The sequence below is a fragment of the Accumulibacter sp. genome (assembly GCF_029255285.1).
In the GTDB taxonomy this organism is placed as follows: Bacteria; Pseudomonadota; Gammaproteobacteria; order Burkholderiales; family Rhodocyclaceae; genus Accumulibacter.
Window position 1 is genome coordinate 42,139 of sequence record NZ_JAPUVI010000041.1, and the last position, 12,948, is coordinate 55,086.

Sequence of the window (12,948 nt, forward strand, 5' to 3'; positions counted from 1 at the left end):
AAATTCTCCTAGTTGTTGAGCGCCAACCTCAGGCCCTCGAGTTTTCCGCGTACGGAGGTATCGAGAACCTGGTCGCCAACGACAATCTTTACGCCGCCGATCAGCGATTGATCGACGACTACTTCGGCAGTTAGCCGGGTCTTGAAGCGCGCTTCCAGATCTTCGATCAGCGCCGTGCGCTGCGCCTCGTCAAGCGGAAAGGCACTGTAGATCGTCGCTTCTTTGACGCCTTCCTGGGCCGACCTGAGCGCCTCGAAAAGACTGGCAATTTCCGGCAGGGCGGACAGCCGTTCGTTGGCGGCGAGAACGTCGATCAGATTGGCCTCGCCTCCGTCCACCGTCCGCCCGACCAGCGACTTGAAGAGCGCGCTCTTCTGGGTGGCGGACAGTTCCGGGTTGCCGATGCACGAATGCATCCGTTCATCCCCGGCAATGGCGGAAAGCAGCGACAACCGCTCGGACCAGGCCGCTAGCGCCTTGTTTTCCAGCGCGATGCGGAAAACCGCTTCAGCGTAGGGACGGGCGATGGTAACGAGTTCGGCCATGATTTTAGAGTTCCTGCTTGAGCGCGGCCAGCATCTCGGCGTGCGCCCTGGCGTCGACTTCGCGCTTCAGGATGCGCTCGGCACCAGCGACAGCCAAGTCGGCGAGACGGCCACGCAGTTCGGCGCGAGCGTGTTCGACCTGTTGCGCGATTTCGGCCTTGGCGGCGGCGACCACTTTGTCGGCTTCGACCTTGGCGGTCTGTTTTGCTTCTTCGACCATCTGCGCGGCGCGCTTTTCGGCCGCTGTGACGATCTCGGCGGACTTCGCCTTGGCATCACGCAGGGCGTCGGCGGAACGTTTGCCGGCGAGCTCCAGCTCGTGCTTGGCGCGCTCGCCGGCGGCGAGTCCGTCGGCGATCATTTTTTGGCGATCAGCCATGGCCTTTTGCAGCGGTGGCCAGACGTACTTCATGGTGATCCAGATGAAGACACCGAACCAGATCGCTTCGCCAAACAGCGTTGCGTTGATGTTCACGCTAACCTCCTGTCAAGAGTTGATCCAATAGGAGAAAAGCGGTTAGCCAGCGGCCTTGACGACGGCGATGAAGGGATTGGCAAACAGCATGAAGAGCGCGATACCGACACCGATCATGGTAACCGCGTCAAGCAAACCGGCAACGATGAACATCTTGACCTGGAGAGTCGGGATCATTTCCGGCTGGCGAGCGGCTCCTTCGAGGAATCGGCCACCGAGGATACCAAATCCGATGGCGGTCCCGAGAGCACCCGCACCGATCAGGATGGCGACGGCGATGGCGGTATTACCAAGCAACATAGACAGAGCGGCTTCCATTACTTTCTCCTAGTAAGACATGCTAGACGGGTTAAACAGGGACAACGTGAATCAAACTGAGACAAGACTCGGCGTTTCCGTCCACTAGCCGTGGGACTCACTGGCCATTGACAGGTAGACAATGGTCAGCATCATGAAAACGAAAGCCTGCAAGGTGATGATCAAGATGTGGAACAGGGCCCAAGGCAAGGCCAGAGGGAGCTGCCAGATGCCCATCAGGGCGATCAGGATGAACACCATTTCGCCAGCGTACATGTTGCCGAACAGGCGCAGCGACAGTGAGATCGGCTTCGCGACATCCTCGATGATACGGAACAGAAGGTTCAGCGGCGCGAGCTTGGCACCGAAGGGCACGGTAAAGACTTCATGCAGGAAACCCCCGACACCCTTTACCTTGACGCCCATCACCAGCATGATGGCAAACACGGTCAGCGACATGGCGAAGGTAAGGTTCGGGTCGGTGGTCGGCACAGCCTTGAAATAATGAACACCGGCAAAACCGAGGAGCACCGGCAGGAAATCGACCGGGATGAGGTCCATCGCGTTCATCAGGAAAACCCAGATGAAGATGGTGATCGCCAGCGGTGTCACCAGCGGACTGCGGCCATGATAGGTATCCTTCGCCTGCTGGTCGACGAAGGACACGATCAGTTCGACCAAGGTCTGCATCTTGCCGGGGTTGGTGACGCTCGCCCGGGAGGCGAGTTTCGCCATGCCAACGAAGGCGAAAAGGCCGAGGAGTCCCGAGACGATCAGGCTATCCAGGTGAAAGGTCCAGAAGCCCTGTCCGACCGACAGATTGGTCAGGTGATGAACAATGTAACCGCTCGTCGTTAATGCCTCGCCCGAAGCCATATTTTTCCCCTGTTTGACTATTGCTGCCGGAGCAGCGCCATCCAATAAACGACAACCGTTGCAACATAGGCCAGGAAGAGCGGCAAGGCGGCGAGCTGTGCGTAGCTCTTGAAAACCAGGGCGAACAACAACAGGGTAACAGCGAACTTGTAGGCTTCGCCGGCGACCTGAGCATTGAATGCCTTCTTCGCATCAGCAGCTGCCGTGCTCGGCTGCCGCAAAGCCCGCCAGGCGTAAGCGAGGGCACTGGCCATCGCGATACCCCCGCCAAGCAGGGCGGAAACAGCCGCGTTAACCCCAAGTACCAGCCCGGCCACCAAGGCCACCGCCAGCGTCACGCCCAACTGGCGGCGCAACACCCAGCGAACTTGAGGATGCACGACTAACCCCTCCAAAACGTTGGCAGGATACCAGACTCGCATAGAGGAATCAAACCGCACATGCAAAAAAGTTGTCTTTGCTCGATAAAACCTGCCTTACAGCCAAATTCGAGCAGCTCTCGACAGGCGTAATTGGTGCGACGCGTCAATGACGTAGGCGCTGCAGAATTCCTTCCAGTTGGTCGAGGTCGCCGAACTCGACCATGAGCCTGCCGGCACCGGCCTTATTGGCCCGAATCGTTACCTGCGCCCCCAACAGGTCGGCCAGTTCGTCCTGCAACCGCAGAAGATCGCGATCAGGTTTCCTGGGCGCCGTTTCCTTGGGCGGCCGCAGGGCATACTGAACGAGGCGTTCGGTTTCGCGCACCGACAGACCTTTCTGTACGACGCGTTGCGCCAGTTGAACCTGCAGCGCGCCAGCGAGCGGAAGCAGCGCTCGGGCGTGACCCATGTCGATCTCGCCACACATCAGGAGTTCTTGTGCCGGAGCCGCCAATTGCAGCAGGCGCAGCAGGTTCGACGCCGCCGGCCGCGAGCGCCCGACGGCGTCGGCCGCCTGCTGGTGAGTCATCGCAAACTCGTCGATCAGACGCTGCAGACCAAGGGCTTCTTCGAGCGGATTGAGGTTTTCGCGCTGAATGTTCTCGATCAAGGCCATCGCCAGCGCGGCCTCATCCGGGATCTCGCGGATGAGCGTCGACACCTCGGTCAGCCCGGCCATCTGCGCCGCTCGCCAGCGCCGTTCGCCGGCGATGATTTCATAACGGTCGTCGCCGACCGGGCGCACCAGAATTGGCTGCATCAGCCCTTGTACCCTGATCGAAGCCGCCAGTTCCTCGAGCGACGCGGCGTCCATACGGGTCCGCGGCTGATACTTGCCGGGCTGGATGTGGCCCACCGGCAGCAGCCGTTGCTGCTCCCTGTTCGACGCTTCATTGCCGGCCAGCAAGGCGTCGAGTCCACGTCCCAAACCTTTCGATTTCATGGTTCGGCTCCTGGTGCGACACGGCTGGCGCTGGCTCGTCCGGCACCTCCGCGCCGATCGAGAATCTCTTGCGCCAGCAGCAGGTAGGCCTGGGCGCCTTTGGAACTGCGGTCGAAAGCGATCACCGGCTTGCCGTAGGACGGAGCCTCCGCAAGGCGAACGTTGCGTGGAATGATCGTTCGGTAGACCTTGCTTCCGAAATGCCCTTCGAGTTCGCGCGACACCTGCTGCGTCAGTGTCGAACGTGGGTCAAACATGGTTCGCAACAGCCCTTCGATCTCGAGCACCGTATTGAGATTGGCACGCACTTTCTTCAGTGTTGCGACAAGGTCGGTCAAACCCTCGAGCGCGTAATATTCGCACTGCATCGGGATCATGACCGCATCGGCGGCGACCAGCCCATTGACGGTCAGCATGTTCAACGCTGGCGGACAATCCAGGAGGACGAAATCATGGCTCCCCTGGAGATCGGCGAGCGCATCGCGCAAGCGGTATTCGCGCTGACCGAGATCGATCAGGTCAATCTCGGCGCCCGCCAGCTCGCGATTTGCGGGTAAGAGATCGAAGCCGAATTCGGTCCGCAATCGCGTATCGGCGACCGTCGAGCGACCAATCAGAACCTCGTAAACCGTCGGCATCGCGACCCGCTTGACGACGCCGCACCCGGTGGTCGCGTTGCCCTGCGGGTCGAGATCGATCAGCAGCACGCGCTGGCCGAGTTCGGCAAGGCAGGCCGAGAGATTGACTGCGGTCGTCGTCTTGCCGACCCCGCCCTTCTGATTGGTTACCGCGAGTATTTTTGCCAAATCAACCATCCCCCGAATGCTCAGCGTGCTTCTTGCTCATCACCACCAGATGCCGTTCGCCATCGACGCCGGGCACCACCAGCCGATGTATCCCGTTGACCCGCAGGTCCGCCGGCAAGCAAGCGATCTCGTCCCGTGGCCAGGCACCTTTCATGGCTAGCCAGTGACCGCCCTCGCCCAGCAAATGACGCGACAGTTTCACGAGCTCGCTCAGCGGCGAAAAGGCACGCGCCGTGATCGTCGCGAAGTCGGCGCACGGCCGATAGTCCTCGACCCGACCGCAGTGTACGGCAATATTCGCCAAGCCAAGCTCGATTGCCACTTGGCGCATGAAGGCCGCTTTCTTCGAATTGCTATCGAGCAGTACCACGTCCAGCGTCGGCCGGGCGATCGCCAAGGGTATGCCCGGCATACCACCCCCGCTGCCAACATCGAGCAGCGGTGGCGCGCCGACGAAAGGCAGTACCGCGAGCGAATCGAGCAAGTGATGACTGACGGTCTGTGACGGATCGCTCAGCCCAGTCAGGCGGTAGGTCTTGTTCCACTTGCTGAGCAGTGCCGCATAGTCGAGCAGTTGCCGTTGCGCGGTGGTCGGCAGATCGATGCCCGCCGCCAGCAAGCCCTGGGCAAGCTGAGCCGCCGGCGTCATTGCACGCCGGTTCTCTCGTTCGCTCGGCCCGCTTCGCCACGCTTCAGGTGGACCAACAGGATCGAGACCGCCGCCGGCGTCATTCCCTGAATGCGCGACGCCTGGCCGAGAGTCTGCGGTCGCTGGGCCGCCAACTTCTGCTGGACCTCTTTCGACAAACCGCTGATCCCGCCAAAATCGAAGTCTTTCGGGAAGCGCGTTGCCTCGTTCGCCAGGTTCTTTGCCACTTCGTCCTGCTGCCTCTCGATGTAGCCCTGATAGCGCGCCTGAATCTCGACCTGCTCGACGACCTGCGCGTCGCGCAAACCGGCGTCGACCGATACGTCCTTCGCGTCCAAGGTCATCAGCGCGGCATAGCCGACGTCCGGGCGGCGCAGCAATTCGTACAGACTGTATTCGTGCTCCAGTGGCTTGCCGAAGACTCGTGTCGCCTGATCGTCGCCGACCGTTCGGGGGTTGACCCAGGTCGACTTCAGGCGCTCCTGTTCGCGGGCAATTGCCGCCTGCTTGTCGGAAAACGCTCGCCAGCGCCGGTCGTCCACCAGACCGAGTCGCCGACCCGCCTCGGTCAGCCGCAGGTCGGCATTGTCTTCGCGCAGCGATAAACGATACTCGGCGCGGCTGGTGAACATCCGGTAGGGCTCCGACACGCCGCGCGTAATCAGATCGTCGACCAGCACTCCCAGGTAGGCTTCGTCACGGCGCGGGGTCCAGGCGTCCCGCTCGCCTGCCCATAGTGCGGCATTGGCACCCGCCAGCAGGCCTTGTGCGGCGGCCTCCTCGTAGCCCGTCGTACCATTGATCTGGCCGGCAAAAAAGAGGCCGCCGATAGCCCGGGTCTCGAGCGAGGACTTGAGCGCTCGAGGGTCGAAGTAATCGTACTCGATGGCATAGCCGGGGCGCAGGATGTGGCAATTCTCCAGCCCGCGGATCGAACGTACGATCGCCAGTTGAACATCGAAAGGCAGGCTGGTGGAAATGCCGTTAGGGTAGACCTCGTGAGTCGCCAAGCCTTCCGGCTCGAGAAATACGTTGTGGCTGTTCTTGGCCGCGAAACGATGAATCTTGTCCTCGATCGAAGGGCAGTAACGGGGCCCGACACCCTCGATCAAACCCGTATACATTGGCGAGCGATCGAGATTGGCGCGAATGATATCGTGCGTGCGCGGATTGGTGCTGGTAATCCAGCACGGCCGCTGCGGCGGATGCTGCGCCGCGTCGCCGAGAAAAGAAAACACCGGTAGCGGATCGTCTGAGTGCTGCTCGGCCATAACCGAAAAGTCTATCGTTCGACCGTCGAGCCGCGGTGGCGTACCGGTCTTCAGGCGGCCGGCTGGCAACTCCAGGTCGCGCAGGCGCGCGGCCAGCGAAGTGGCCGGAGGATCTCCCATGCGTCCGCCAGTGTAATTCGACAAACCGACGTGAATCAGGCCGTTGAGAAAGGTTCCCGTGGTCAGGACGACGGCCCGGGCAGAAAAACGCACGCCCAGCTGAGTCACCACGCCAGCGACGCGATCACCGTCGAGGATCAGATCGTCACAAGCCTGGGCAAAGGTCATCAGATTCGGCTGGCGCTCGAGACGGCACCGAATGGCTTGCCGGTACAACACGCGATCCGCCTGCGCACGAGTTGCGCGCACGGCCGGGCCCTTGCTCGAGTTGAGAATCCGGAACTGAATGCCGGCTTCGTCCGCCGCCTCGGCCATCACTCCACCGAGGGCATCGATCTCCTTCACCAGGTGGCCCTTGCCGATCCCGCCGATCGAAGGGTTGCAGCTCATGGCACCGAGGGTTTCCAGGTTGTGCGTCAGCAGCAGGGTCTTCATTCCCATGCGTGCGGCAGCCAGCGCCGCCTCGCTGCCGGCATGGCCGCCACCGACTACGATGACATCAAAACGTTCAGGGAAAAGCATGGGCGATTGCCATCTGGCGCGCGGCGGACCGACGGGAAAGAACGGGATTCTACGCCAGTTCGCTGAAACATAACAGGTTTCAGGTGTCTCAAAGAGGCATTAGAATGGCTTTTGGGGTCGGCCGGACCCGTTCATTAGCGCAGGGCCAGGCAAAGGAAATCTGCCGCTGCCAGGGCCGGTCTAGCGCCAAAGAACAGGAATCGATAGCGCCTGGCTATGATTTAGATTACTAGAATCAATTGGAACAATTCTGGTGACTCCACTACCATTCGTCCGTCGTTTCTTTTATCCACCGAACTCGAAGGAGAGCTCAAGATGTCCTTGATCAATACCGAAGTCAAACCGTTCAAAGCCACCGCGTTCCACAACGGCAAGTTTGGTCCCGTTTCCGACGCCGACCTGAAGGGAAAATGGTCAGTGGTCGTCTTTTACCCGGCTGATTTCACCTTCGTCTGCCCGACCGAACTGGGCGACCTGGCCGACGAATACGATTCGTTTCAGAAAATCGGCGTCGAAGTGTACGCGGTGTCCACGGACACCCACTTTACGCACAAGGCTTGGCACGATGCCTCCGACACCATCAAGAAGATCCGCTATCCGATGATCGGCGACCCGACCGGTACGATCACCCGCAACTTCGGCGTGATGATCGAGGAAGAGGGCTTGGCACTGCGCGGCACCTTCGTCATCAATCCCGAAGGCGTCATCAAAGTCTGCGAGATTCACGACCTGGGCATTGGCCGTGACGCCAAGGAGTTGCTGCGCAAGGTACAAGCGGCGCAATACGTGGCCAGCCATCCGGGTGAAGTCTGCCCGGCCAAGTGGACGCCGGGCGACGCCACGCTTTCGCCGTCGCTCGACCTGGTCGGCAAGATCTAATACACGAAAGCCGGTGGCCGGGTTTCGCCGCCGCGGTGGCGAAACTGGCGGGTTCCAGCGCAAAGGGGCTGCAGGGCTAGCTGCTTGGCGGCCCCTTTTCCATGACACCCGACGCGAGAGAAATCACATGCTAGACGCCAACATCAAGACTCAGCTCAAGGCCTACCTCGAGAAAATCCGCCAGCCGATCGAACTCGTCGCCTCGCTCGACGACAGCGCAAAGGGGCGCGAGATGTGGGCTTTGCTCCTGGAGATCGCCGAACTTTCCGACAAGGTCAGCGCCAGGCAGGACGGCGAGGCTTCACGCAAGCCCTCGTTCGCCATTGGCCGTGCCGGAGAACAGCCGCGCATCAGCTTTGCCGGGATCCCGATGGGCCACGAGTTCACTTCGCTGATTCTTGCCCTGCTGCAGGTCGGCGGTCATCCGCCGAAGGCGGAAGCGGCGACCATGGACGACATTCGCGCGATTGCCGGCGAGTTCCATTTCGAAACCTTCATTTCGCTGTCCTGCCACAACTGTCCCGATGTTGTCCAGGCCCTCAACCTGATGGCCGTGCTCAACCCCGGCATCAGTCACCAGATGATCGACGGTGCGCTTTTCCAGGACGAGGTGACGCGCCGTCAGATCATGGGAGTACCGACGGTCTACCTGAACGGCGAACATTTCGGTCAGGGCCGCATGCTGCTTGAGGAAATCGTCGGGCGGATCGATACCGGCGCCCGGCAGCGCGAAGCCGAGAAGATATCGGCCCGCGAACCCTTCGACGTGCTCATCGTCGGTGGCGGACCGGCCGGTGCCGCCGCCGCGATCTACGCGGCACGCAAGGGAATCCGTACCGGAGTCGTCAGCGAACGCTTCGGTGGACAGGTACTCGACACCCTGGCGATCGAGAACTTCATCTCGGTCAGTCAGACCGACGGGCCCAAGCTCGCTGCCGGACTCGAGCAGCATGTCCGGGAGTACGAGGTCGACGTCATGGATCTGCAGCGTGCCGAAGTGCTGCTCCCCGGTGGTGGCACCGGGCTCAGTGAAGTTCGGCTGGCCAGCGGCGCGACACTCAGGAGCAAGACGGTGATCATTGCCACCGGGGCGCGCTGGCGCGAAATGAATGTGCCAGGCGAAAATGAGTATCGCGGCCACGGGGTGGCCTACTGTCCGCATTGCGACGGCCCCTTGTTCAAAGGCAAGCGAGTCGCCGTCATTGGCGGCGGCAACTCCGGCGTCGAGGCGGCGATCGACCTGGCCGGCGTCGTTGCGCACGTCACCTTGCTCGAATTCGACAACCAACTGCGAGCCGACGCCGTGCTGCAAAAGAAACTCTTCAGTCTGGCCAACGTCCAGGTGATCACCAGCGCACTGACCACGGAAGTGACCGGCGACGGCAAGCGGGTCAACGGGCTGGTGTACACCGATCGCCGCAGCGGCGAAGCAAATCGCGTCGAGCTCGAAGGTATTTTCGTGCAGATCGGCCTGCTGCCCAACACCGAGTGGCTGGCAGGAACGGTCGCCCTGTCGGCGCGCGGCGAGATCGAAATCAACCCTCGCGGCGAAACCTCGGTACCCGGCGTCTTCGCCGCCGGCGACGTCACGACGGTACCATTCAAGCAGATCGTCATCGCCCTTGGCGAAGGCGCGAAGGCTTCGCTCAGCGCTTTCGATTACTTGATCCGCCAATCGGTCGCCTGAGGCGCTTTCGGAGGTCGGCACGGACCGCCTCTGCCCGTGCCGACACCCGGCCCGGACGGCTGCCGTGTCATGCCGCCCGTGTCATCGGTCGGCGATCGAGCGCTTGATCGACAGAGAACTCTCGCGTAATGTTTCAGCATGAAAACGCCCGAAAGCACCGAGGAGCTGCGTCACAAGCTCAGCCGGGAACTGGCCAGCAAGCGAGCGCTGCTGATCGATCGCCACCCCAACGCCCGGAACTCTCTTCGCATCATGCTTTCGGCGCTGGGGGTTACGGCGGTGCATAATGCCGGCAGCTCGGCGGAAGTGCTGCGGCAGGTCAAAGGGCATCATTTCGACATCATCCTGTCGGACTACCAGCTCGAAGACGGGCGCGACGGCCAGCAACTGCTCGAAGAACTCCGTCAGCAGCACCTGGTGGCCCTGAGCACCGTATTCATCATTATCACCAGCGAGCGCGGCTACCACAACGTCGTTTCGGTCGCCGAGCTGGCGCCGGACGACTACCTGATCAAACCCTTCACGGCCGACGAGCTGCACGGCCGGCTGATTCGCGCCCTCTACAAGAAGAGTTTTTTCGCGCAACTCTACGAGCAACTCGACAACGGCGCCTTTACCGAAGCCCTGGCCACCTGCGAAAAGCTGCTCGGGCAAGAGAGCGCTTTCCTGTTCGATGCCTTGCGTCTGAAGGGAGAAATCCTCAATGCCCTGGGCCGTCATGCCGACGCGCAGCTCGTTTACGAGCAGGTGCTCAAACAGCGTGTCGTGCCGTGGGCGAAAATGGGTCTGGCCATGGCGCTGCGCGGACAGCAGCAACTGGCCGAAGCGGAAGCTGTCGGACAGGCCTTGGTTGACGACTTCCCCGAGTTCACAGCGGCCTACGACTTTCTCGCCGAAGTGCAGGACGACATGGGCAAGGCGACGGAGGCGCAGGAGATCCTGCAGCGTGCGGCACTGATCTCGCCCAACAACTCGAACCGGCAGCGCCTGGTGGGTGACGTCGCGGCACGCAACAACGATCTTCAGATGGCCGAAAAGGCCTACGGCAAGGTGCTGGAGCGCCGTCGCGGGTCATCGTTGAAGAACATCGACGACTACACCAATCTGTCGCGCGTCATGGTGCAACGCGGTCATACCGAAGGCGCCAGAAAAGTGACCGATGAACTCCGCCGCGACTGGCGAGGCAACAAGCACGGGGAATTGGCCGCGCTCGTCATGGAGGGTCTATGCGCCGAAAAGGAAGGGGATCCCGCCAAAGCCAAGCGCGCCGTCGAGCAGGCGGTTTTACTACACCAGTCCTTGCAGGACGAAGGCGCCGCGACACCTGTGTCGCAGAAACTGACACTCGACTTGGCGCAAGCCTGCCTGGCGACCGGCAACGAGGCCATGGCGCAGGAACTCGTCCGCAAGGTCGCCGCGGAGAACCACGAAAACCGCGCCATGATTGCGCAGGTCCAAAACATGTATACGCGGGCCGGGAAAGAGGAAAGCGGCCAGGAGCTTCTTGCGCAGGTCGGGCGGGAAATCGTCGAACTCAACAACCGCGGTGTGATGGCAGCGCGTAGCGGCGACGTTCAGGGCTCCGTACAGTTGCTGATGGAAGCGGCTGAACGCGTACCGAATCTGCAGTTCCTGGTCAATGCGACGAAAGCGATTTTCACCCTGCTCGACATCAAGGGCTGGGACGCGACGCTGGCGAAACGTGGCCTGCGCTACCTGGAAATGGCCCAGACCAAGGACATGCGCAACCCGCGGGTGATTTCGGCGAGAGAGATGTACCAGCGCGTTGCTCGCAAGTACGGCGTGTCGATCGTCCCTTTCAGCGGCGCGCGAAACCAAGGCGACAAAGCTGCCGGCTGAGCGCAGGCGGCGCTTTTGGCTCGACACGGCGGTTTCTTCGGGCGGCGACATGGCCGGCCGCTAGCTGGACCCGATGGCGGGTCTCGCGTCCCGATCTTCGGCCCTCGCCCCCTGCAACAGATGGTCGAGGAAAGCCTGCGCCGGCAAGGACAGGGCCTTCGACTTCAGGTGCACGGCACGCCAATGCTTGCGTAGGGGAAACCCCTTGACGTCGAGAATGCACAGTCCCTGCGTGACTGGATCCACCGGCAAGGCGTGCCGGGACAGAACTGCCGGTCCCATGCCGCTGGCAACGAGGTCACAAATCGCCTCATTGCTGTTCAACGTCAGTCTGACGTCGAGTTTCAGTCCCGCCTGCGAGAGATGGGTATCTATCGTCCGGCGCGAGCCGGAACCCGTCTCGCGCAGAATGAAGCGCTCGCTGGCCAACGCGCCGAGCTCGATCCGCTGTCCAGCCGCCCAATGACCTGCCGCCGCGATGACCACCAGTTCATTGTCGAGAAATGGGTAGCTAACCAACTCAAGGTCTTCCGGCGGATAGACCATGATGTAGAGATCATCCTGATTGCCGCGTAGCCGCGAGACGACCCGTTCGCGGTCGGCGATTTCCATTTCGACGTCGATTTCCGGGTAGCGCCGGCAAAAGTCGCCCAGCATGCGCGGCAGGAAGGAGCGCGCCGTGGGTACCAGTGCCACCCTCAGGCGGCCGCGTTTCAAACCCTTGAGGTCGTCGATCGCCGACTCGAGGCGGTTCCAGACGTCGTCCAGTGCCTTTACCGTTTTCGACATTTCCTCGCCAGCTTCGGTCAGGAGCACCTCTCGCCCCTGCTGTTCAAACAACGGTAAGCCGAGGACCTCGACCATTTGCTTCACCTGCAGCGAAACTGCTGGCTGCGTCAAATGCAATGCCGCGGCGGCTTTCGTGAAGCTGCGGTGCGCAGCGACCGCGGCAAAGGCTTCCAGTTGGCGGAACGTGATTCGGCGACGTGGCATGTATAAGCCTTATCAAATTACTATTCTAAATTTTCTCATTTGATTTTATCGCTTTGCGCTCGCATAGTGGGGCTGTCGAGCAAACGATGGCCGACAAAACCCAAACCGATTCTTCTTGGAGAAAGCATATGCGGCACTACGATTCGGACAGCGCTGAAGCCAGGGCGCGTTTCGTCTCTCTCGCCCTTCTCGCCGATGGCGGGCTGGACAACAGCGAACTGAACCTGCTGCAAAAACAGGATCTTCTCGACCGGCTGGGCATCACGTCCGACACTTTCGATCGAGTGATTCACGAATTCTGCGACGACGTTCGGCTGTCGACGCGCGCTCCCGGTTTTGGGCAGATCGAGATCGACAGCGAAACGATCGACCATTTGCTCGACGACATTCGCTCACCCGAACTGCAAAAGGGAACTCTGCGGGTGCTTCTCGACATCGTCGCCGCCGATGGTTGCCTCAACGGAGGCGAAGCCCTTTTGGTGGCGCAAGCCATGCGGCGCTGGGGACTCGAGCTGCACGATGTCTCGCATGACGCGCAGCGCCTGGGGGTTCGTCGCGAACTGCGCATCGAATGCGAGTAAGTGGGATTGGTCGAACGTGAAC

Annotated in this window: 14 protein-coding genes; 4 read left to right on the forward strand and 10 right to left on the reverse strand. The window is 61.3% G+C overall.

All coding sequences use genetic code 11. From position 1 onward, the window contains the following. Window positions 1–8: 8 nt before the first annotated feature. From Q1M07_RS05950 to mnmG, 9 genes are all read right to left on the reverse strand, one after another. Window positions 9–545, reverse strand: coding sequence for a F0F1 ATP synthase subunit delta (locus Q1M07_RS05950; RefSeq protein ID WP_300452026.1), 537 nt, complete (start codon window positions 543–545; stop codon window positions 9–11). 4 nt (window positions 546–549) lie between these two features. After that, window positions 550–1,020, reverse strand: coding sequence for a F0F1 ATP synthase subunit B (locus Q1M07_RS05955; RefSeq protein ID WP_300452028.1), 471 nt, complete (start codon window positions 1,018–1,020; stop codon window positions 550–552). Window positions 1,021–1,062: 42 nt separating this feature from the next. Then, a complete protein-coding gene (gene atpE / locus Q1M07_RS05960) occupies window positions 1,063–1,326 on the reverse strand; it encodes a F0F1 ATP synthase subunit C (protein ID WP_085953067.1) in 264 nt (87 codons plus the stop codon). Between the two features lie 96 nt (window positions 1,327–1,422). Then, complete coding sequence (gene atpB, locus Q1M07_RS05965; RefSeq protein ID WP_300452030.1) at window positions 1,423–2,193, reverse strand: F0F1 ATP synthase subunit A; 771 nt, start codon at window positions 2,191–2,193, stop codon at window positions 1,423–1,425. 17 nt (window positions 2,194–2,210) lie between these two features. Beyond that, window positions 2,211–2,573: an ATP synthase subunit I gene (locus Q1M07_RS05970; RefSeq protein ID WP_300452032.1), complete on the reverse strand. Its 363-nt coding sequence runs from the start codon at window positions 2,571–2,573 to the stop codon at window positions 2,211–2,213. Between the two features lie 145 nt (window positions 2,574–2,718). Continuing rightward, the gene (locus Q1M07_RS05975; RefSeq protein ID WP_300452034.1) at window positions 2,719–3,558 is read right to left on the reverse strand and encodes a ParB/RepB/Spo0J family partition protein; all 840 of its coding nucleotides are present in this window, start codon (window positions 3,556–3,558) and stop codon (window positions 2,719–2,721) included. Further along, entirely contained in the window at window positions 3,555–4,364 is an 810-nt protein-coding gene (locus Q1M07_RS05980; protein ID WP_300452036.1) for a ParA family protein, read from the reverse strand. Before Q1M07_RS05980 ends, Q1M07_RS05975 begins: the two co-directional genes overlap by 4 nt. 1 nt (window position 4,365) lies before the next feature. Beyond that, window positions 4,366–5,013 carry a 16S rRNA (guanine(527)-N(7))-methyltransferase RsmG gene (gene rsmG / locus Q1M07_RS05985; protein ID WP_300452037.1) on the reverse strand — a complete coding sequence of 216 codons (648 nt, stop codon included), beginning with the start codon at window positions 5,011–5,013 and terminating at the stop codon, window positions 4,366–4,368. Next, the gene (gene mnmG, locus Q1M07_RS05990; protein ID WP_300452039.1) at window positions 5,010–6,926 is read right to left on the reverse strand and encodes a tRNA uridine-5-carboxymethylaminomethyl(34) synthesis enzyme MnmG; all 1,917 of its coding nucleotides are present in this window, start codon (window positions 6,924–6,926) and stop codon (window positions 5,010–5,012) included. Before mnmG ends, rsmG begins: the two co-directional genes overlap by 4 nt. A 315-nt stretch (window positions 6,927–7,241) precedes the next feature. Between mnmG and ahpC the strand changes: the two genes are divergently transcribed. From ahpC to Q1M07_RS06005, 3 genes are all read left to right on the forward strand, one after another. Then, window positions 7,242–7,805: an alkyl hydroperoxide reductase subunit C gene (ahpC, locus tag Q1M07_RS05995; protein ID WP_300452041.1), complete on the forward strand. Its 564-nt coding sequence runs from the start codon at window positions 7,242–7,244 to the stop codon at window positions 7,803–7,805. Window positions 7,806–7,932: 127 nt separating this feature from the next. Next, on the forward strand, window positions 7,933–9,492 hold the full coding sequence (ahpF, locus tag Q1M07_RS06000; RefSeq protein ID WP_300452043.1) for an alkyl hydroperoxide reductase subunit F: 1,560 nt from the start codon (window positions 7,933–7,935) through the stop codon (window positions 9,490–9,492). Window positions 9,493–9,630: 138 nt separating this feature from the next. Beyond that, entirely contained in the window at window positions 9,631–11,352 is a 1,722-nt protein-coding gene (locus Q1M07_RS06005) for a response regulator (protein ID WP_300452045.1), read from the forward strand. A 60-nt stretch (window positions 11,353–11,412) separates the two neighbouring features. Here Q1M07_RS06005 and Q1M07_RS06010 read toward each other — a convergent pair whose 3' ends face one another. Then, window positions 11,413–12,345 (reverse strand): LysR family transcriptional regulator, encoded by a 933-nt coding sequence (locus Q1M07_RS06010; RefSeq protein ID WP_300452046.1) that lies wholly within the window; start codon window positions 12,343–12,345, stop codon window positions 11,413–11,415. Between the two features lie 128 nt (window positions 12,346–12,473). On the opposite strand from Q1M07_RS06010, the gene Q1M07_RS06015 reads away from it, so the two are divergent. Further along, a complete protein-coding gene (locus tag Q1M07_RS06015) occupies window positions 12,474–12,926 on the forward strand; it encodes a hypothetical protein (protein ID WP_300452048.1) in 453 nt (150 codons plus the stop codon). Window positions 12,927–12,948 lie beyond the last annotated feature (22 nt).

Bases quoted from the DNA above. Each gene is read 5' to 3' on its own strand.
- atpB (WP_300452030.1), bottom strand. From the start codon at position 2,193: ATGGCTTCGGGCGAGGCATTAACGACGAGCGGTTACATTGTTCATCAC.
- Q1M07_RS06010 (WP_300452046.1), bottom strand. From the start codon at position 12,345: ATGCCACGTCGCCGAATCACGTTCCGCCAACTGGAAGCCTTTGCCGCG.
- ahpF (WP_300452043.1), top strand. From the start codon at position 7,933: ATGCTAGACGCCAACATCAAGACTCAGCTCAAGGCCTACCTCGAGAAA.
- Q1M07_RS06015 (WP_300452048.1), top strand. From the start codon at position 12,474: ATGCGGCACTACGATTCGGACAGCGCTGAAGCCAGGGCGCGTTTCGTC.
- Q1M07_RS05950 (WP_300452026.1), bottom strand. From the start codon at position 545: ATGGCCGAACTCGTTACCATCGCCCGTCCCTACGCTGAAGCGGTTTTC.
- ahpC (WP_300452041.1), top strand. From the start codon at position 7,242: ATGTCCTTGATCAATACCGAAGTCAAACCGTTCAAAGCCACCGCGTTC.
- mnmG (WP_300452039.1), bottom strand. From the start codon at position 6,926: ATGCTTTTCCCTGAACGTTTTGATGTCATCGTAGTCGGTGGCGGCCAT.
- rsmG (WP_300452037.1), bottom strand. From the start codon at position 5,013: ATGACGCCGGCGGCTCAGCTTGCCCAGGGCTTGCTGGCGGCGGGCATC.
- Q1M07_RS06005 (WP_300452045.1), top strand. From the start codon at position 9,631: ATGAAAACGCCCGAAAGCACCGAGGAGCTGCGTCACAAGCTCAGCCGG.
- Q1M07_RS05975 (WP_300452034.1), bottom strand. From the start codon at position 3,558: ATGAAATCGAAAGGTTTGGGACGTGGACTCGACGCCTTGCTGGCCGGC.